The sequence below is a fragment of the Amphritea atlantica genome, assembly GCF_900111095.1.
GTDB lineage: Bacteria > Pseudomonadota > Gammaproteobacteria > Pseudomonadales > Balneatricaceae > Amphritea > Amphritea atlantica.
Window position 1 is genome coordinate 1 of record NZ_FOGB01000001.1, and the last position, 20,365, is coordinate 20,365.

Below are 20,365 nucleotides of genomic sequence, written 5' to 3' on the forward strand. Positions count from 1 at the left end.
TAGAGGAATCCAGTTCAGCTCGCAGCAGACCGATCTTCTCGGTCACTTCATCCGGCAGCATGTAACCGGCGGAGTCGGTGCAGTAGATGCAGTTAGCGCCATAAGAGACCATCAGCCGCGCCTGCTCGAGAATCTTCTCCGGGCTGGCCATGTGCGCCATCATCAGGAAACCGACGGTATCCATCTCCAGTTTGGCGGCCAGACCGATGTGCTGTTCAGTGACATCGGCTTCAGTGCAGTGACTGGCAACACGGATGGTATTCACACCCAGATCTTTCGCCATGCGCAGGTGATCGACCGTTCCGATCCCGGGCAACAGCAGGGCGGAGACTTTGGCGTTTTTCAGTTTCGGAATCACCGCACCGAGATACTCTTCATCGCTGTGCGCTGGGAAACCGTAGTTTACCGAGGTGCCGCCCAGACCATCACCGTGGGTCACTTCGATCAGCGGCATACCCGCTTCATCCAGTGCCGTGGCGACATTCATCATCTGTTCCAGAGAGATCTGGTGACGCTTGGCGTGCATACCGTCCCGCAGACTCATGTCATGGAGGACTACTTTTTTACCTTTCAGATTCATTGTTTTCTCCTCCACTTAGCCGCGTGCTGGCAGGGTAATATTGCCGTTAGCGGCTTCTTCCGCAAACATCTCAGCGGTGCGCAGTCCTGCTGCGGTCATGATGTCCAGGTTGCCAGCATACTTCGGCAGATAATCACCCAGACCTTCCACTTCCATAAACATAGAGACCCGGTTGCCATCAAATACCGGGCCGTTGACCAGGTGATAACCGGGTACATATTTCTGCACCTCTTTCACCATGGCGTGAACGGAGGCGGTAATGGCCGCCTGATCCGGCTCGCCTTCCGTCAGACAGTGCACGGTGTCGCGCATCATCAGCGGTGGCTCAGCGGGGTTGATAATGATGATCGCTTTCCCTTTTTTCGCGCCGCCGACCTTCTCGACAGCACCAGCGGTGGTGCGGGTAAACTCATCGATATTTTTGCGGGTACCAGGGCCAGCAGACTTAGAGGAGACGGTAGCGATAATTTCACCGTACTCAACCGGCTGCACGCTGGACACAGCGGCGACCATCGGGATCGTTGCCTGGCCACCACAGGTGACCATGTTGACGTTCATCTCCAGATTTTGTGCGTGTGCCCGCAGGTTGACGGGTGGCACACAGAAGGGGCCAATCGCCGCCGGTGTCAGGTCGATCATGATGACGCCCAGTTCGTTCAGCTTGCGGCTGTTCTCGGCATGAACATAGGCCGAGGTAGCATCAAAAGCGACGCGGATATCATCTTCGATGACGTGCGGCAGCACCCCATCAACGCCGTCAGCGGTGGTTTTAATACCCATCTCGCGGGCGCGTTTCAGACCATCGGATTCCGGGTCGATCCCCACCATCCACACCGGTTCGATCCACTCAGACCGTTTCATCTTCATCAGCAAATCAGTACCGATATTGCCCGGCCCGATAATCACTGCTTTTAATTTTTTCATAGGGAAAATCCTTCAAACAACGAATTGTATTGGCAGCAACGCTTTGCAGAGCGGATTGCTGTCCAGTCCAGTCAGGCCTGGCTGAATTGAGTGCTGACCCGGCCAATTGATGAGATCAGCACCTCAAACTGATCGCCGGGCTCTACCGCTACCATCGGTCCCAGTGCTCCGGTCAGGACAATATCGCCCGCTTTAAGAGGGGTTCCTAACTTGCTCAGGGTGCGTGCCAGCCAGACAGCTGCATTGAGCGGGTGCCCCAGACATTCAATACCGCTGCCTGAAGAAACCCCGGTGCCGTTGCGGGTCATGGTCATATTAATCTTTGCCAGATCGATGCCACCCTGCCAGCGCAGCGCGTCACCCAGCACAAACGCACCGCTGGAGGCGTTATCAGCCACCGTATCGACAAAACTGATGTCCCAGTTATTGATGCGACTCCCGACGATCTCAATCGCCGGCATTACCCAGCCGATGGCATCGATCAGCTCAGCAAAAGTAGTATCGGTTTCGGGCAGGTCTTTGGTCAGTATGAGGGCCAGTTCCGCCTCGACTTTGGCTTGCATCACCCGGTCGACCGGAACCGTTTCGTTGTCGCCATAGCACATATCCGCAAACAGAGTGCCGAAGTCAGGCTGATCTACCCCAAGCTGTTGTTGCACTTTGACGTTAGTCAGACCGATCTTACGGCCCACAACACGACGCCCGGTATGACAGGCATGTTCAGTATTGAGCTGCTGAATTCTGTATGCCGCTTCGGCGTTGTCTTCTCCAATGATCTCCCGGATGGGGGCGACTGCTTCGTTATGAAGCTCTGCTTCACGCAGGTTTTTGGCGATCAGATCCAGATCAATTGACATCGGTGTAATCCTGTTTAAATTCGGCTGACTAAATGATATTAAGAAGGAGTGCGTTAAAAATATTGCTTCGATGCTTTAAAGCTGAAACGGAGTGCTTGTTTCTTTGGGGTTTTATTGAAATTGGCAATAAATAGCGAGACAGAAAAAATAGACAGACAGCGACAAGAATATTCATTTTGCAGCACCCAGTGAATAACTATTATTATTTTTTAATACTTATAATTATTGTGTCAGTATAAAAAAATGGTTAAGCAGGCTACAATTAAAAACTGCTGTAGTGTGCACTAAGTGCACATTCTGATATGGTCATATGAGTACTGAATCATGGAAACTGAAGAAACGGGGCAGTATAAGAATGTGCGGGGCCTTACCCGGGGGCTTGAGTTACTCTATCTGTTAAATCGCGCCCATGGTGGGGCAAAAATCCGTGATCTGGCGGACTGGAGTGGTATTCACCGCACCACCGTCCGACGACTACTGGAAACCCTGGTAGGGGAAGGTTATGTGCGGCGCAGCCCGTCTGATGACAGTTATCAGCTGACGCTTAAGGTCAGACAGCTGAGTGAAGGATTTCAGGATGCTCAGTGGATATCTCAGCTGGCTGCGCCACTATTAGGTCAGTTATTACAACAGGTTATATGGCCAACAGATCTCTGCACGCTGGATGGTGACGCGATGGTTATTCGCGAGACAACCCACCGTTTCAGCAAACTATCGTTTCACCGGGATATGGTGGGCAGGCGGCTGCCACTGCTGATGACGGCTACCGGAAGAGCTTATATTACCTACTGCCCGGAAGCTGAACGTAACGAAATACTGGAGCGGTTGCGGCAGCATAACGACAGGCAGGGAATGCATGCTAATGATGAAGATTATGTACGTCGGGTAATACGTCAGACCCGGGAACAGGGTTACGGTGCCAATAATCAGGACTGGGGAGATGAGGGAAATATTGCAGCAATTGCCCGGCCGATTATGCGTGAAGATGAAGTGGTGGGATGTTTGAACCTGGTGTATATCGCCAAAGCGATGCCCACTGAAAAAGCAGCAAAAAAATATCTGAAGAAAATTAATGATGTTATTGAGAAAATAGAGGAACAGTTATAACCACTGCTATTGTATAGCAGTGGTTATAAATATTTTAAAACAGGATTGTTAGAAAGTAATACGCCGGTATTTAATTAATGTTGCAGAAAATCCAGCACCATTCTGTTAAATGTATCTGCATGCTCCCATTGTGCCCAGTGACCACAATTATTAAAGATATGTAACTGTGCATTAGGGATGCCACGAATTAGCTTGATGCCGATATCCATTGGCACAAAACGGTCATCGCGTCCCCAGACAACCAGCGTCTCTGCCTTAATTTCTGCCAGCCGCGGACCAAAATCAGGGAACTGTTTTGGATTGGCTTCGAGACTTTTAACGAAGTTTTCCAGATGATCTTTACGGGACAACATATTGTCCAGACGCAGCTGGAACATCTCGTCGGTCAGATGGCTGCTGTCGTAAACAAACACCGACATCATCTTTTTCAGTGCTTCCAGATCGGGGTTGCGATAGAGCGCCTGAATCAGTTTGATCCCTTCCGTTGGCATCGGTACAAACTGGCTTGGCCCACCGGTACCGCCACCCATCAGAATCAGTTTGTTAACCCGTTCGGGCCAGCTGAGGGCAAAGGCCACCACGCTGTGTCCGCCCATGGAGTTACCGATCAGGTGGGCGGTTTCGATATCCAGACCGTCCATTACGCCTTTGACACAGGCGGCATTGAGATCGGAGCGGGAACCGGTGCAGACAACCGGGTCACTTTTACCCCAGCCGGGGCAGTCCAGCAAAATAATACGATAACCCTGATTAACAAAAGGCTCGATATTGCGGTTAAAGTTAGCCCAACTGGTGGCGCCGGGGCCTGAACCGTGCAGCATAATCACCACCTGCTCACCGGTCCCCAGTTCGTTGTAGTGGATCTTATAGGGATTACCTTCGGCAACAATATCGATAAATTTGCTGCTGGAGGCTTCACTGATTTCAATCGTAGTCATAGATTCTGCCTTTTAATTCGTTATGTGCGAACGCAATAAGCCCTGTATGACAGGGCCTGGTTTATCTCATTGTTTGTGCACTTACTGAGGGACGCTGCGAAAGGCTCCATTCAGATAGATCAGTGCTTCGCCATCATCCCGCTCGCAGGTGGCCATCACTTCACAGAGAAACGCATGATGGGTGCTTTCATCAAACACTTTGATCACACGGCAGTCAAAATTGGCCAGAGTGCCGTCCAGGCTGGGGGCTCCGGTCACCAGTTCACGCCATTGGCCATATTCAAAACGTGCTTCACCGTGAACCTCTTTGTTCATGCCAGCAAAGACCTTGGCAATCTCTTCCTGCTCACTGGCAAGAATGTTCACACAGAGTGCGCCGCTGTTCAAAATGATCTCACTGGCAGCGACATCTTTGTTCACGAATACAACCAGTCGGGGAGGATCAGCCGTAACCGAGCAGACCGCTGTGGCGGTCAGACCGGCTTTGTTTTCACCGTCTGATGCGCTGATGATGGTTACTCCCACTGCAAAGTGGCGCATACCGTAGCGGTGGTCGTCTGACGTCACAGTTGGCATCGCCGCTAATTTTGCGTTAGGCGTCCAGTCAAGAACCTGATTTATCTCTTTATTCATCTCTGCACCCTTTAAAATTGTTATACCGGGCAAGGGACGTGCCCCTGCCTCAGGTGTGGCTATTATTGTTTATTGGGCTTTGACGCCGAATGGATTGGGTTGTGGCAGAGGGTTACCCAGCATCTGTCCACCCAGCAGTTCGCCAATGTTGTCCTGGTTCTGAGTGATGTGGTTCGCACCCACCAGAATGTCGCGCAACTGACGCTGCATCGGGCTGGACAACCAGACGCCACGGGTTGAGGTTTTCTTGAAGATCATATGGGCGGCCTCAAAGCAGTCACCACCGGTAAACTGGTTGGTGGCGAAGGTACGCACGCGGACATCGGTGGGTACCAGCTCACCTTTTGACGCATATTTCCAGGCTTCCTCGGTGTTCATCAGCACCCGTGCTTCAGCGCCGGTGATTTTAGCCTGAGCTTCACCCAGCTTACCTTTGATGAAGGGGTCATTGACGGCAGCACCAACCGCCTGGTTGAGGTTCTGACGTGGCACCATATGTTCGATATAGAGATCAGCCATCCCTTTAGCCATACCGATGATGACTGAAGAGACCGCAGAGTAAAACACGCCGAAGAACGGCATCTTATACAGGTTGTTTACATGACCGTGGGTCTCATCACAGTAATCACCAATGACATGGCTGCGATAGGCGGGGACGAATACCTCATTAATCAGAAGCTTCTTACTACCGGTGCCCGCCAGGCCGACAACAAACCAGTCATCTTCAATCTCAAAGTCAGAGCGTTGCACCCAGAAAGAGCGGAACTCCATATTGCCTTCGGCATCGGCGACACGACCACCGAGAAAAGCGCCACCTGCCGCATGGTCACAACCGCTTGATGTCAGCCACTCGCCATTCAGAATGTATCCGCCTTCAACCGCTTTCACCGTGCCGAAAGGGGCGTAGGACGAGGATATCAGACGGCTGCTATCGTCACTCCAGAGTTCATCACCGACGGTGTTGTCCAGCAAACCGACCTCGAACGGGTGCACCCCCAATACCATCACGTTCCAGGCACTGGAAGGGCAACCGCGCGCCAGTTCGATCAGAACTTTGTTAAGCACGTTAGGGTTCATCTCATAGCCGCCCCAGCGTTTTGGTTGCAGGATGCGGAAGAAGCCTGCCTCCTGAAACGCCTGAATGGTATCTTCCGGCACCATGCGGGCTTTTTCAACGGCATCGGCTTTCTCTCTGAGCCACGGAATCATCTTAGTTGCGCGGGCTACGATCTCTTCTTCGGTTGGGATCTGGACAGTCATATTGTTCATCGATGTTCTCCTGAAATTCTATTTATTATTTGCTGGCATCAGTCCGGGTCGGATCAGGCCGACTCGGCGCTGACAACGCCATACCCGGCAATCCATTCGTTAATTGCGCGGTAATAATCTTTTCTTGCGGTTACTGATCCGGTTGCACCGATCGCAGCAAAGGCAGCCACCCAGGTGCGTACCTCGTGCGCTGAACGTCCGGCTTGTTGCGAGATCTCCTCAATGGAGAGTTCATCAATCTCGGCCACCCGGCCATCGATCAGTGTCTGGATAAAGGTCAGATCCCAGTCTGCGTTGAGCGGGGTCTGTTCGCACAGCTCACTGCCATAGATCTTACCGGCGGCGATGGTGCGTTCCTGACGGGCGGCACGGAACTCCGGGGTAGGGTTGCGTCCGGCAATCAGAAATTCAGCCACCTCTTCCGGGGCATCCGCCAGCAGCGGCACGGGAGGTTCGTGTGACAGTCCTCCGGTACCCAGGATCAGCACACGTTTATCCAGTCCCGCAATAAACTGGCCGACGATCTCGCCGAGTTTGCGGATGCGTGCGTAGGGGCAGAAGGGTGGCGCTACAGAGTTGATGATGATCGGTACCACCGGGTAACGTGTCAGACTGCCGGTCATCTCTTCCAGCGTCTGGGTGCAACCGTGATCGACCTGCAAACGGTGCGACAGGGTCATATCGATGCCGTTGGCGAAAAGGAATTTCACCAGCTCCATTGCGGTATCAGAATCAACACTCAGATGGCCAGGCAGACTGCTGTAATCACCGACAGATTCCGCCGCAGTAGCAATAACGTAGGGTGGCATCAGATCATAAAACAGGCCGTTATAGTGATCTGGTGCAAACAGGATGATCAGCTCAGGATCGAATGCTTCAACCTCGGCACGGGCCTTAGCAATCACCTCATTAACCTCATTGACGATGCTCGCGTCAGGATCGTTATAGTCTCTCAGGGGGGTGTGAGACAGACACTTCAACATTACACTCATGCGGGACTCCAGAACCTGCCGGTCAGGGGAAGGCAATGCACTTTGCTTTCCATTAATCGGCGTGTTTTCTTAGCTCTTTCCATGGGACGGTCTCAGCCCTGGAAAGGCGATTTATTATTTGAATTCTGAGATGACGCGTTGTGAGCTTTAGGTAACTCAGGCAAGTCTATGGGGGTTAACCAGGCGTCATTTCAGAGTGAGGCCAGTGTAGAGATGAGGGCTATTGCAGGGCAATAAAAAACAGTCTGATGGTGCACTTAGTGCACAGAAATAGATGTTGTCGTCAGGGGGAAGGGGTGTGAAATTCACGCTGAAACCTGACATTGTGCTTGCTTTTAGCCGCTTGCTGCACTTGCGTCAGGTAGCCCTATAGCGGTATGTTTACCACCTCAACAATCCTTGACAGTTTCTTGTTTATTCACGCTTTGATTCGGTATCACAATCGCTATGCTAACGATAATCGGTATTACCGCGCCTATTTTCCTGTTGATTCTGGTCGGCTTTGTTGCCACCCGGGTCGGTATTATTCCCCGGGAAGCGCTACCGGGGATGAGTCGCTTTGTGCTTTTTCTGGCGCTGCCGGTGCTGATGTTTCAGAAAATATCGCAACTGGATCTGGGGGTACTGATCGACCCCCAATACCTGATGGTGTACAGCTTTAGTTGCCTCGTCTCATTCGTCTCTGTTTTTTGCATTAGCCGTTTTTTGCTCAACAATAGCACCAGCTTTTCCGGCCTCAAAGGTTTTGGCAGTGCCTGCCCTAACAGTGCCTTTATCGGTTTGCCGGTGCTGTTGCAGTATTTTGCTGAAGATGCGCCGACTCAGGCGTTTGCGATGTCGCTGATGGTGGAGAATATTGTCCTGTTTCCGCTCGCCTTCGCGTTGATGGAAACCCATGGTGACACCGGTATTGGCCCGAAAAAGATCGTTATCACGGTCGCGGGTCGGCTGGTGAGGAATCCGATTATTATTGCGGTTTTTTCCGGTGTATTCGCGTCGCTGATCGGTTTTCAGGCGTCGGGATTTCTTGGCCGGGGGATGGACCTGCTGGCTGGGGCAGCAGCACCGGTGGCACTGGTCATTATTGGTGGCTCTTTGGTTGGCGCAGCGTTTAGTGCATCGTTCAAAGATATCCTCATGATTGCCAGTTTTAAACTGTTGCTACAACCGCTGATTGCATTGTGTCTGGTGATCTTCGTGGTGCCCGATATGGATCTGATGCTGAAGCTGGCGGTGGTGATCTTTTCGGCATCGCCGATGCTGAGTATCTACCCTATTGTGGGGGGGCAGTATGGTAAACAAGCCTACTGTTCCGGGGTGCTGACGGTGACTACCGTGCTGGCGTTTTTCAGTATCAGTCTGATGCTGAGTTTGCTGAGTCTGATACAGTGACAGGGCAAGCGCAGAGGATGAAGGTCAGGGATATCGAACAGCAGTTTATACGTTTGCCAGGGATGCCGCAGATGGAGCTGCGTTCTACATGGGACAGCCGACAGGGGTATAAATCCCATAGCCATCGACAGTTTTCAATCGGTCTGCTGCACTCCGGGGAGACCTGCTTCAGCTGTAAAGGCGACGAACAGAGGATCGTTGCAGGGGAGTTGGTGATCATCGAACCCGACAGGGTTCACGCCTGTAACCCCCTCGAAAATGGTAGTCGTGGCTACTATATGCTCTATATTGAGGCCAGTTGGTGTCTGCAGTGGCTATCATCCTTCTATGGATCTGACGTGACGCATTTCTATTGCGAGCAGACTCTGATCCGTGATCAGCAGGTGATTGATACCTTTCTGACCCTGGTCGAACAGTTACAGCGTCAGGATGGCGGAGTGATCCCGATAACGCTGGAGCGACTGGCCACTCAGCTGTTGCTGCCATACTGCAGCCCTGCAGAAGAGGGCAGTGACAGAGATCACCGCTGCGTTGAGCTAAAGCAGCGTTTGCTGGCCGATCTGCAACATCCTCCGGCACTGGCGGAACTTGCCGCAATCAGCGACTGTACACCGGAGGCAGTGATCAGGAGGTTCCGCCGTCATTACGGTATTACGCCAAAGGCATTGGTGAATAATGCCCGTATCGAACAGGCCAAGCTGTTGCTGCGTGAGGGGGTGCCGATTGTTGATGTGGCGGGGCAACTGGGTTTTTCCGATCAGAGTCAGTTTCACCGCACCTTTGTTAACTACACTGCGTCAACTCCGGGGCAGTATCAGCAGAGCTGATCAATTTCGCACAATCATTCGTTTGTATGCTCTGCCAAACTCCGTTTCTTGTATCTATCTGTGACGGAGGCTCTATGTCCCTTGATTATCTTATTCCTGCTGCTTTTCCCGCGTTGATTCTGGCACACTTCGTCGCGCTGTTAAGCCCGGGCCAGGATTTTTTTCTCATCAGTGCGAGTGCCGTACGCCATGGTCTGGCCGGTAGCCGTTTTATCTGCCTTGGCGTAGCGCTGGGCAATGGCGTGTATATCGCTATCGCAATACTGGGTTGGAGTGGCATTCGCGACAGCCCGCAACTATTCAGCATTATCGAAACGTTGGGGGCGATCTATCTGCTGTGGATAGGTATTCAACTGTTACGCAGTCAGGCCGGTGATTTTGTTACCGGAGATTCAGCAGGCCATGCACCCAGCATTCGACGTCAGTTGATTTCAGGGCTTAATTCGGCGTTATTGAATCCCAAAAATGCACTTTTTTATATGAGTCTGATGACCGTTATTCTCGGGCCGGATGCCACACTGGCGCAACAAATATTCTGCGGCTTGTGGATGTTTGCGACGGTGCTATGTTGGGATCTGCTACTCGCCCGGGCTATCGGTCTGCAGCGGGTCAGAAAGATGCTTGGCCAAAGTATTCATCTGATTGAACGAGGTGCTGGTGGGGTGTTGGCTGCATTGGGTATCGGATTGTTTCTGCAATCTGGCCGATAGCCACTACAGTCTTTATGATTCAGCGGTTACTATGTGGCTCTTATCTGTTCAGAGGGAGCACCATGCCATCAATTATTCGTGTCAGCGGCCTGACGAAAACCTATGACTCCGGTTTTACGGCACTCCAGAATATCGATCTGGAGATTCACCGGGGGGAGATTTTCGCTCTGTTGGGGCCAAACGGCGCAGGAAAGACCACCCTGATCAGTATTATCTGCGGTATCAGCAGCCCCTCGGAAGGCACCGTGCTGGCCGATGGCTTCGATATCGTCAAAGACTATCGTGCGGCGCGCAGTAAGATCGGTCTGGTGCCGCAGGAGCTGTGCAGCGATGCCTTTGAAAATGTCTGGTCGGCAGTCAGCTTCAGCCGGGGTTTGTTTGGTAAGCCCGCTAACCCCGAGTTCATTGAAAAACTACTGCGCCAGTTGTCTTTGTGGGATAAAAAAGATGCGCAGATGCGGGAGCTGTCCGGGGGGATGAAACGCCGGGTGATGATTGCCAAGGCGCTCTCCCATGAGCCGGATATTCTGTTTCTCGATGAGCCCACCGCCGGCGTGGATGTCGAACTGCGTAAAGATATGTGGCAGATGGTTCGGGAGCTACGAGAGCAGGGCGTTACCATTATCCTGACAACGCACTATATCGAAGAAGCGGAAGAGATGGCGGACCGCATCGGTGTTATCCGTAAAGGTAAGATTTTGCTGGTGGAGGAGAAGCAGGCGCTGATGGATAAACTGGGCAGTAAGTTGCTGAGTATTCGTCTGCAGCAACCCGTCAGTGAAGTCCCGGAAGCGCTGGCGGAGTTCAGTCTGCAGTTGGCAGAGGATGGCGATACCCTTTGTTACCGTTACGACAGTCGTCAGGAGAGCGACAGCATCGCCCGGTTATTGCGCAAGCTGACCGAGCAGGGGCTGGAGATCCGTGATCTGCACTCCAGTGAAAGTTCACTGGAGCAGATCTTTGTCAGTCTGGTTCACGAGAAGGAGCAGTAAGATGAATCTGTATGCAATCCGGGCGATCTATAAATTTGAGATGGCGCGTACCTTCCGTACCCTGATGCAGAGTATTGCCTCTCCGGTGCTGTCTACCTCGCTTTACTTTATTGTGTTCGGTACCGCGATCGGATCCCGTATGGGTAATATTGAGGGGATCAGCTATGGTGCCTTTATTATTCCGGGACTGGTGATGCTGTCTCTGCTGAGTGAGAGTATCTCCAACGCGTCGTTTGGTATCTTCTTTCCCAAGTTTTCCGGCACTATCTATGAAGTCTTATCCGCACCGGTCTCTTCGATGGAGATTGTGATCGGTTATGTCGGCGCTGCCGCCACTAAATCGGTGACCCTGGGATTGCTGATTCTGCTGACTGCCCAGCTGTTTGTTGATTACCATATTCAACATCCTGTCTGGATGCTGGCATTTCTGATCCTGACTGCGGTGACCTTTAGTCTGTTCGGTTTCATTATCGGTATCTGGGCCGATGATTTTCAGAAACTTCAGGTGATACCGCTGATGGTTATCACGCCGCTGACCTTTCTCGGGGGCGCGTTTTATTCTATCAGTATGCTGCCGGAACCCTGGCAGACGCTGACGCTGTTTAATCCGGTCGTTTATCTGATCAGTGGTTTTCGCTGGGCGTTTTACGGAGTTGCAGACGTCAATGTGGCGGTCAGTCTGGGGATGACGATGGTGTTTCTGCTGATCTGTCTGACGGTGGTGTGGTGGATCTTTCGTACCGGATATCGGATCAGAACTTAATCATTATGCGGGCAGGTAACCGGAGTTTTGGAAGCTGAGAAGCTGATTTCAGAGGTCAGGGGAGGTATCAGTTCAGTTGAAAATTTAAGCAGTGACAGTTTAGCGTATCTGCAGCGTAACCCGGTTGTCCAATAGTGGAAGTTGCCGGGCTAAGCTGCATTTTCACCAGCATCCTATCAATGCCCGAAAACGGAGTCAGTAGCCTGAACAGGCTTGGCCTTGAACAGGTTCAGTGCTGCGACAAAAATAGCCTTAATATTTGCTTTTCTTGCCTGACGCTTCTCGAGAATACGGGCTTGTTCCATTTCACGAGCCATACGCAGGAAATATTCACGCTCAGTTTCTGGCTGGTTCTGTTGCTGTTTGTTGTAAAGGTCGATGTAGTAGAAGGTAGTTAGCATGATCTTATCTCTCATTATGCACATTATTGGTGCGTTTGTGATGCAGTCATTCTTTAATTGCATACTGTTAGTGCAAACTTTGTTTACGCGCGCAGATTATCCAGAATTGCTTCCAGTGACAAAGTATACTTTTTCATCTGAATGATGAATTATTCTAATCATTTATATTTTCTCGTTATATCAGTCTGTAGCTTATAGATAGCTATAGTGGCGTTCTCTCTTTTTTTGGCTGAAATTTGAGCTGAGCTGTGCTGTTTATAGAAAGGAGGGACGGGGTTCTGAATGGTGTAATTTTGTGACCTATCTTGGTGCATTTGTGTTTTGCATCATCCCCGCTGGTTGGTAAATCACAGCAATTTATTGTTTGCCTGGTAGATAGATGGGCAAAAAATCAAGAAGTTAGCTCCGGTTGTAGTCGACAATTGCTGTCCCTGGTTTCCTTATCTGCTTCTGCATTGTGAACAATAACGGGCACACGTTTCCTTGCGGATGATCGACTCTGGCGGCTTGATACATTTCGTTATTTCTGAGAAAGATTGCAGCAAAACTCCTGTTGTTAAATGGCTGTTGCGCAACGCTGTCCTGCCGGGTGAGAGAACCGGTCAGGAGTTAGCAACCTGGTTTGTCCCGATCTGACAAACACAGCAATAATAATGACAGGAATAACAATAATGCCGTTAAAGACTCGAGAGTTCGGTGCTGAGCAGCCCTACTGGCCTGCAGGTCCTTTTAAAATAAGACTACCTTTTATTCACTACCGCTGGGAAACCCCTGAGATGATTCAGGGGTTAATCATGTTTGTGGTTGGCCTGGCGATGATTCCGCTGCTGGAAAAATATCTGGGGATGCCCTATGAAGCGGCCCTGGCATTCACCTTTGTTGCTGGGTTGGGATATATCCTGCCAGCGTTGTTGGGGGTGCCGCTGGTGCCTGGCTGGATAACCCCGGCAATACCGGTGGTTCTGCTCTATCTGAAAGGGTTTGAGCCGGGGCCGGATGCGATTAAAGCGATGTTTGCGCTGCAACTGGAAGTGACCTTTATCTTTCTGTTTCTGGGGGTAACCCGACTCGGTTCAAAGCTGGTGGATATCATCCCCAATTCACTGAAATCCGGTATTATTATCGGTGCCGGTATCGCGGCGATGATGGGCGAGCTGAAAGTGGGTGGTCGTATTGACGCAACACCGGTGTCCCTGATTATCGGTTCGCTGATCTCGGCCTATGTGCTGTTCTCCCTCTCTTTTAAAAACGTGGTCGACAGTAATCCGCTGGCGAAGAAAATTGCCAATTTCGGTATGGTGCCGGGGATGATTCTGGCGATGGTTGTTGGCTGGAGTGTGGGCGAATATCCACTGCCGGATATTCAGTGGGGCATTACTCACCCGGACTTTGCACTGATGTGGCAGTATCTTACCTTTACCGTTGGTTTTCCCGGATGGGATGTTTTCCTGCTGGCGATTCCTACCGCTGTGATCGCCTATGTGATCGCCTTTGGTGACATTATTGTCGGCTTTACCCTGGTGAAGCGGGTTGATCATCTGCGTTCAGATGAGAGTATTGAAGACAGTGTCGACCGGGTGCATCTGGTGACCGCTATGCGTAACTGTCTGCATGCATTTCTGGCGCCCTGGCCGGGTCTTGCAGGTCCGCTGTGGACCGCAGCCCATGCGACGGTTGCGGAGCGTTATGCGATGGGTCGCAAGGCGATGGATTCGATCTACAGCGGGGGCGGCACGTTCTGGCTAACCGGCCTGGTCGCACTGTTTGTGTTACCGCTGGTCACCCTGTTTAAACCGGTACTGCCCATCGCGCTTTCGCTGACGCTGGTGCTGACCGCTTATATCTGCATCATGGTGGGTATGGAACAGCTGAAAAACTCTGTCGAGCGGGGCGTAGCGGGTATCGTTGCGGTAACCCTGGCGATGCCCGATCCCAAGTCAACAGTGTATGCGGTGGCAATCGGTCTGATTCTCTACTTCCTGATCGAGAGGCCAAAGCTACTGGGTAAGCACAATCCTGCCGATGAGGTGATCTTTGCCGACGGTGAAGAGGAATCTCAGGGGCAGGCCGCCAGGGCTGCCGCTAAAGAGGCGGCAGCTAAGTCACCATCAGAAACGGTTTAGTCAGCGGGCTGAGGACTTTGTCTCAACTGGTTAAATAAGAACCCCCAGTAAGACCAACCCGGCATCTGCCGGGTTTTTTCTGGCTTATTCTGCTGAGCAGATGTTCAGGGGGTCCAACTGACATCGGTGGTGAGGATATAGCCTACGCCGTAGATGGTTTTGATGATCTCAGGGTTTTTTGGGTCCTGCTCAATTTTCTTGCGCACCCTGGACATTCTGACATCGATGCTGCGGTCAAACGGACCGGTAGTTTCCCCCATCAACTGATCTCTTGAAAGAATGGTTTTTGGCGCTTTCAGCAACCTGATCAGCAGTACATGCTCCGCTGAGCTGAGTTCTGATTGTTTGCCATCGCCGGTGATCAGGGTCAGTGTTTTGGGGTCATATCTCAGGTTGGCAAATTGGGCGGTGCGGGTCTCTGTTTTGGGATCAGGCCCGCTGTTTTCCAACCGACGGAGCAGGCTGTTCACCCGGGCGACCAGCTCCCGGGGGATAAAGGGTTTGACGATATAGTCATCAGCACCGAGTTCCAGTCCCAGGACTTTGTCGGGGACGCTGTTACGCCCTGAGAGGATCATAACGCCAACACTGTGTTTGTCGCACAGCTGCTTAACCAGCTCCATACCGTCCATATCGGGCAGGCCCAGATCGATAATACAGAGGGCTGGTGGCCGGGTGCGGATGGCATGGCAGGCCTGTGCCCCGGTGGTAAAACTGCGCACCGAATAGCCAAACTGTTCCAGCTCCAGGCTGACCATCTGGCAGATATCCTTCTCATCATCGATTACGTAGATCATTTTATTATTATTCAAGGTTTGCCTCCGCAAAGAGAGAAGCGGTCAGGGAGTTTAATCCAACCCGGCATAGCGCTTCTCACTATCATGAAATGCCTTTTTCAATTCCGCAATCCCAAAGGGTTTGCTCAGCAGCAGAAAGGCCGGATTGATCGGCTTATCACCGCTTTGCTGGTAAGAATATCCACTGATCAGGATAATTCTGCAACGGTTATGTTGCTGATGCAGCCAGTCTGCCAGTTCAATGCCGTTGAGGTTGCCCGGCAGCATGACGTCTGAAACCAGCGCATGGAGTTCCGGTAGCAGAGGGATCAGACGCCGCGCTTCTTCAGCACTATGGGTGTCGATCACATCAAATCCCAGGTCGATCAGTTGCTGACGCACCACCGAGCGGACATCCGGATCATCTTCGACCAGGCATACCAGCTTGCCCTCCTGCTTCAGCGTGTTCTCTTGTGCGCCGGGGTGATCATTTAACCTCTCTTCTCTGGCTGCTTTTGCCGGCAGCAGAAGGGTGATAGTAGCGCCCCGGTGGGCGGCGTTCTGAATGCTGATATAGCCTTTTGACTGCTTAACAAAACCGTACACCATACTCAGACCCAAACCGGAACCTGCACCATTGCTTTTGCTGGTAAAGAAAGGTTCAAAACACTGTTGCAACGCCTGATCGGAGAAGCCCGTGCCGGTGTCGCTGATACAGATTTCGCAGTAATTACCGGGCGTTACCAGCTCGTCCATGATCAGACGATGCTGCACCGCTATACTCTGGGTTGTGAAGCTGATTTCGCCCCCCTCTGGCATCGCATCCCGGGCGTTGAACACCAGATTGACCAGGGCATCCTCAAGCCTGCCCGGATCTGCAAACGGCTGCAGCTCTGACGGAGTGTTATTGATGCGGATCGTGATATTGTCCGGCAGCGAGCTGGACAGCAGTTCAAGGGAGTCTTTGAGCATCTGCCCGATATTAATCAGCGTTGGCGAGAGCGGTTGTCGACGGGAGAATGACAGTAGCCGGCTGGTGATGTCTGCGCCGCGTCGGGTGGCTCGGATGGCGGGTTCAAGATAACGTTGTAGCTGATCATCCCCGCTGTAGCGGTCACCCACCGAGTGCAGGTTGCCAAGTATAATGGTCAGCAGGTTATTAAAATCATGGGCCAGTCCTCCCGCCATCTGACCCACGGCATTCATCCGTTGCGCTTCATTTAACTGCCGTTCGGCATCTTTCTCACTGGTGATATCGAAGGTCAGAATCAGAATACCATTAACCTTATTATCCGGATTAAAACAGGGGATCAGGGTGCGTTTACAGATCACCTGTCGTTGCTGTAGAGGTTCGGTATATTCGCCTGCCGTTTGTTGCCCCCTGAGGGCGGACTGAAGTTGCCACTGAATATGGTTGAAGCAGGTCTCTCCAATCGCCTGCTGCAGGGGCTTATTGATCATACTGGCCTTATCCTGATGGTATGTCTCGGCGAACACCCGATTGACAAACAGAATGTTCAGGCAGGTATCGAGATAGGCGATCTGTGCGGGCAGGGCGTCCAGAATCTGTCGCTGACGCTGTTCTGATTGTGCCAGCGCTTCCTTGGCACTGGCCATCGACTCTGAAGCGATGATCAGTTGCTGGTTTTTTTCGGCTAATGCATGGGTGCGTTGTTCTACCTTGCTGTCGAGATTTTTAATCGAGTCGCGCAGGCGTTCCACCATGGTGTCGAAGGTGTAAGCCAGCAGTCCCACCTCATCATCTCGGCGGATACCGCTTTTAGCCGATAGCTCACCTTCCGATACCCTGACCGCGGTATCTGCCAGTCGTTTGATCGGCTGGGTTATCCACTGACTGAATAGCAACATCAGCAGCAGTGCAACAAACAGTGCGATCACTGCGATAGTGATGATTCTTTCTGTCAGCAGTTCAGCGCTGCTGCGCAATTCATCGACATAGACCGATGAGCAGATATACCAGTCAAACCCCGGCAGATAACGCACCAGTGAGAGTTTTTCATAGCTGTAGTTGCCAGGGTCATCGGGCCGGTCCCATTTGTAATACAGTTCTTTACCGGTATCAGCGACCTGAATCAGATCTTCGGCGATAGAGTTGCCTGTCACCGGATTTGTCAGTTTGAGGAAGTTTTTACCTGCAATATTTGAGTTCGGGTGGATCAGCATATTGGTGCTGGCATCAAAAACAAACAGGTAGCCGGTGGAGGCGATTTTTATATCCCTGATACCTTCGCGCAGCTCAATCAGTGCTTCATTGCGGATCTGCTCGATATCCGCATCCAGGTCATCCAGATAAACCCCTGAGCCGATCACAAACCCTTTGTCGGGGAAGTTTTTAACAAATGAGACCTTATCCAGCGGCTTTTCGGAGTCGAGCCGGTTCCATTTGTACTGGTAGAAGCCCTCTCCCTGGCGTAATGCCAGATCGATGACTGCGCGAACCTCACTGTCACCCTCCTGGCTGTGCAGGGTCGCGGTATCTTTACCCTGATAGCGCGGGTCTGGATGCGATAGCAGGATGCCATGCTGATCGGCGATCCAGATATAGTCATTGTCGCCGTATTTAAAGCTTCTCAGCTGCTCGAAAGCAACCTGACGTGCCTGCTTTTCGCTGAGACCGTTACGACGCGCTTCGGCAACCGCACTGTCGAAGAATGAGTCGGCCAGATCAACTACGGTACGCAGACGCTTCTTATGGGATTCCAGTGCCTGGCTGCGGTATTTTTTGGTATCGGCGTACATCTTATTGGCAAGGGAAAAGACGCTGTTGAGGGCGATAGCGCTGGAATTGCGTTCAATCTCGAACACCTTTTTCTTAATCACCGGCACCGAATAAAAGTACACCGTGATAAAAATCATCGAGATGATTATCAGCAGAGTCACGAAGAAGCGTTGCATGAGTTTCGATCTGAAAAGCATAGTGCTGTCGTCTGTCACCGTACCATTATTATTGTTCTGTCATTCTATAGGAAATGTCAGGTCGCCATACTGGCTGTTACATTTCGTTATATTTCAGACAAATTGCGGCAATGATTATCGGTTTTACTGTTAGAAAATCACAGACTCAATACTGTGACCGATAACAATAAAAACGCTGGCCAGCAGCAATGGCCGGGAGAGAGTAAAGATGCCTTCTCTGTATCCACACAATTATTTCACAGCTGAGCTGAGCCGCTATGGATCGGCTACGGTGCTGTGTTGCTGGTTAATGCTCATCAGTTATCCCACCTTTTACTCTTGCGCCCACAGGCCGGGTGGTTCAGGTGTCGGCATCCCGACCTGACCAGCATACTCCCGTGAGGGAGCTTCCATTAAATACTTTTTTCAGATCGACTGGCCGGACCTGAGCATGTGAACCGGTCGAAAACAGGTACAGGAAAATACAATGTCTGAACATCATAATGTCTATAATCAGTCCCTCGATCAGAATGCGGCCAACTTCACGGCGCTGACGCCGCTGAGCTTTCTGGAACGCAGTGCTAAGGTTTATCCAAACCGTATTGCCACCGTTCATGGTGCGCAGCGCAGAACCTGGGCAGAAACCTATCAGCGCTGCTGTCGTCTGGCCAGTGCGCTGGTGCAGCGGGGGATCGGCAGTGGTGATACCGTATCCATTATCGCGCCTAACCTGCCTGAACATTTTGAATCTCATTTTGGCGTGCCGATGAGTGGCGCGGTGTTGAACTCGATCAATACCCGGCTGGATGCAGAAGCGATCGCCTTCGTCTTGCAGCATGCGGAATCCAAAGTCCTGATTACCGAGCGGGAGTTTTCCACTGTGGTGCGTAAAGCCCTGAAAATGATCGGTAAAAAAATCCTGGTGATCGATATCGATGATCCAACCTATGCTGAAGGCGAGCTGATCGGTGACCTGACCTATGATGCGTTTCTGGCGGAAGGGGATGACGAATTTACTGGCGTGAAGCCTGCAGATGAATGGGATGCGATCACCCTTAACTATACATCCGGCACTACCGGTGACCCTAAAGGAGTGGTGTATCATCATCGCGGAGCCTATCTCAATGCCGTGAGTAATATCGTCTCCTGGGATATGGGGCAACACCCGGTGTATCTCTGGACTCTGCCGATGTTCCACTGTAATGGCTGGTGTTTCCCTTGGTCGATTGCTGCCGCCGCCGGTACCAGTGTCAGCCTGCGTCATGTGCGGGCCGATATCATCTTTGAACAGATCAAAGAGCAGCAGGTGAACCATTTCTGTGGTGCACCTATTGTGTTGAATATGCTCAACTCAGCGCCTGCAGCGATGAAAGCGGGGATCGAACATCAGGTGAAAGTGATGACGGCGGGAGCGGCGCCACCCGCTTCAGTGATTCAGGGCATGGAGGAGCTGGGTTTTAAAGTGACCCATGTGTATGGCCTGACCGAAACCTATGGTCCATCGGTGGTGTGTGCCTGGCATGAGGAGTGGGATGAGTTCGATGAGGGGAAAAAATCCCGGCTGAAATCCCGACAGGGGGTGCGTGCACCGATGCTGGATGGTCTGATGGTGGCCGATCCCGATACTCTGGAGCCGGTGCCACAAGATGGCGAAACTATCGGTGAGATCTTTATGCAGGGTAATCTGGTGATGAAAGGTTACCTGAAAAATCCATCGACCACCGATGAAGCGTTTAAAGGTGGCTGGTTCCACTCTGGCGATCTGGCGGTATGGCATGCCGATGGTTATATCGAAATTAAAGACCGTTCCAAAGATGTGATTATCTCCGGTGGCGAGAATATCTCCAGTATCGAGGTTGAAGATGTGCTCTACCGGCATCCTAAAATTCAGGATGCGGCAGTGGTTGCCCGGCCGGATGAAAAGTGGGGCGAAACCCCCTGCGCATTTATTACCACAACCGAGGGCGAAACGGTCACCGAGCAGGAGATTATCGATTTCTGCCGGGCTAATATGGCGCACTTTAAAACCCCCAAACGGGTTGTTGTCGGGGATCTGCCGAAAACCTCAACCGGTAAAATCCAGAAGTTTATACTGCGGCAGAAGGCGAAAGAGCTGCAGTGAGTCCAGACTGGTAACTTGTGCGGAGAGGGTTCACTTCTTCGCC

18 protein-coding genes are annotated in these 20,365 nt (G+C 51.8%); 8 read left to right on the plus strand and 10 right to left on the minus strand.

Going from position 1 to position 20,365, the window contains the following annotated elements; translation table 11 throughout:
• The 3 genes from dmpG to mhpD all read right to left on the minus strand — a co-directional run.
• The coding region (gene dmpG / locus BMY09_RS00005; RefSeq protein ID WP_139203109.1) for a 4-hydroxy-2-oxovalerate aldolase at positions 1 to 580 on the minus strand (580 nt) is incomplete at its 3' end.
• A gap of 15 nt (positions 581 to 595) precedes the next feature.
• The gene (locus tag BMY09_RS00010) at positions 596 to 1,504 is read right to left on the minus strand and encodes an acetaldehyde dehydrogenase (acetylating) (RefSeq protein WP_091352256.1); all 909 of its coding nucleotides are present in this window, start codon (positions 1,502 to 1,504) and stop codon (positions 596 to 598) included.
• A gap of 71 nt (positions 1,505 to 1,575) precedes the next feature.
• Positions 1,576 to 2,361 carry a 2-keto-4-pentenoate hydratase gene (gene mhpD / locus BMY09_RS00015; RefSeq protein WP_091352259.1) on the minus strand — a complete coding sequence of 262 codons (786 nt, stop codon included), beginning with the start codon at positions 2,359 to 2,361 and terminating at the stop codon, positions 1,576 to 1,578.
• A 324-nt stretch (positions 2,362 to 2,685) separates the two neighbouring features.
• Between mhpD and BMY09_RS00020 the strand changes: the two genes are divergently transcribed.
• Positions 2,686 to 3,468 carry a DNA-binding transcriptional regulator gene (locus BMY09_RS00020; protein WP_091352262.1) on the plus strand — a complete coding sequence of 261 codons (783 nt, stop codon included), beginning with the start codon at positions 2,686 to 2,688 and terminating at the stop codon, positions 3,466 to 3,468.
• Between the two features lie 74 nt (positions 3,469 to 3,542).
• Here the strand turns inward: BMY09_RS00020 and BMY09_RS00025 are convergent, their stop codons facing one another.
• The 4 genes from BMY09_RS00025 to BMY09_RS00040 form a co-directional block, all read right to left on the minus strand.
• The gene (locus BMY09_RS00025) at positions 3,543 to 4,406 is read right to left on the minus strand and encodes an alpha/beta fold hydrolase (protein ID WP_091352265.1); all 864 of its coding nucleotides are present in this window, start codon (positions 4,404 to 4,406) and stop codon (positions 3,543 to 3,545) included.
• A gap of 81 nt (positions 4,407 to 4,487) precedes the next feature.
• Complete coding sequence (locus BMY09_RS00030) at positions 4,488 to 5,039, minus strand: flavin reductase family protein (RefSeq protein ID WP_091352267.1); 552 nt, start codon at positions 5,037 to 5,039, stop codon at positions 4,488 to 4,490.
• A gap of 69 nt (positions 5,040 to 5,108) precedes the next feature.
• Entirely contained in the window at positions 5,109 to 6,308 is a 1,200-nt protein-coding gene (locus BMY09_RS00035; protein WP_091352270.1) for an acyl-CoA dehydrogenase family protein, read from the minus strand.
• A 53-nt stretch (positions 6,309 to 6,361) separates the two neighbouring features.
• Positions 6,362 to 7,300, minus strand: a complete 939-nt coding sequence (locus BMY09_RS00040; RefSeq protein ID WP_091352272.1) for a 3-carboxyethylcatechol 2,3-dioxygenase — start codon at positions 7,298 to 7,300, stop codon at positions 6,362 to 6,364.
• A gap of 447 nt (positions 7,301 to 7,747) precedes the next feature.
• Here BMY09_RS00040 and BMY09_RS00045 point away from each other — a divergent pair, with 447 nt between their 5' ends.
• The 5 genes from BMY09_RS00045 (at position 7,748) to BMY09_RS00065 (ending at position 11,984) form a co-directional block, all read left to right on the plus strand.
• On the plus strand, positions 7,748 to 8,692 hold the full coding sequence (locus tag BMY09_RS00045; RefSeq protein ID WP_091352274.1) for an AEC family transporter: 945 nt from the start codon (positions 7,748 to 7,750) through the stop codon (positions 8,690 to 8,692).
• A 17-nt stretch (positions 8,693 to 8,709) separates the two neighbouring features.
• Entirely contained in the window at positions 8,710 to 9,519 is an 810-nt protein-coding gene (locus tag BMY09_RS00050; RefSeq protein ID WP_091352279.1) for a helix-turn-helix transcriptional regulator, read from the plus strand.
• Between the two features lie 74 nt (positions 9,520 to 9,593).
• Positions 9,594 to 10,229, plus strand: coding sequence for a LysE family translocator (locus BMY09_RS00055; RefSeq protein WP_091352281.1), 636 nt, complete (start codon positions 9,594 to 9,596; stop codon positions 10,227 to 10,229).
• A gap of 62 nt (positions 10,230 to 10,291) precedes the next feature.
• Positions 10,292 to 11,221 (plus strand): ABC transporter ATP-binding protein, encoded by a 930-nt coding sequence (locus BMY09_RS00060; RefSeq protein ID WP_091352285.1) that lies wholly within the window; start codon positions 10,292 to 10,294, stop codon positions 11,219 to 11,221.
• Between the two features lies 1 nt (position 11,222).
• Entirely contained in the window at positions 11,223 to 11,984 is a 762-nt protein-coding gene (locus BMY09_RS00065; protein WP_091352288.1) for an ABC transporter permease, read from the plus strand.
• 176 nt (positions 11,985 to 12,160) lie between these two features.
• Here BMY09_RS00065 and BMY09_RS00070 read toward each other — a convergent pair whose 3' ends face one another.
• On the minus strand, positions 12,161 to 12,385 hold the full coding sequence (locus tag BMY09_RS00070; protein WP_139203110.1) for a hypothetical protein: 225 nt from the start codon (positions 12,383 to 12,385) through the stop codon (positions 12,161 to 12,163).
• A gap of 671 nt (positions 12,386 to 13,056) precedes the next feature.
• Here BMY09_RS00070 and BMY09_RS00075 point away from each other — a divergent pair.
• Entirely contained in the window at positions 13,057 to 14,508 is a 1,452-nt protein-coding gene (locus tag BMY09_RS00075) for a xanthine/uracil/vitamin C permease (RefSeq protein WP_091352293.1), read from the plus strand.
• A gap of 104 nt (positions 14,509 to 14,612) precedes the next feature.
• Here the strand turns inward: BMY09_RS00075 and BMY09_RS00080 are convergent, their stop codons facing one another.
• Together BMY09_RS00080 and BMY09_RS00085 are read right to left on the minus strand one after the other, a co-directional pair.
• Positions 14,613 to 15,320 (minus strand): response regulator transcription factor, encoded by a 708-nt coding sequence (locus BMY09_RS00080; protein ID WP_245756465.1) that lies wholly within the window; start codon positions 15,318 to 15,320, stop codon positions 14,613 to 14,615.
• A gap of 36 nt (positions 15,321 to 15,356) precedes the next feature.
• A complete protein-coding gene (locus tag BMY09_RS00085; protein WP_091352295.1) occupies positions 15,357 to 18,200 on the minus strand; it encodes a cache domain-containing protein in 2,844 nt (947 codons plus the stop codon).
• Between the two features lie 487 nt (positions 18,201 to 18,687).
• Between BMY09_RS00085 and BMY09_RS00090 the strand changes: the two genes are divergently transcribed.
• The gene (locus BMY09_RS00090) at positions 18,688 to 20,322 is read left to right on the plus strand and encodes an acyl-CoA synthetase (RefSeq protein ID WP_091352298.1); all 1,635 of its coding nucleotides are present in this window, start codon (positions 18,688 to 18,690) and stop codon (positions 20,320 to 20,322) included.
• The last annotated feature ends 43 nt before the right edge of the window (positions 20,323 to 20,365 follow it).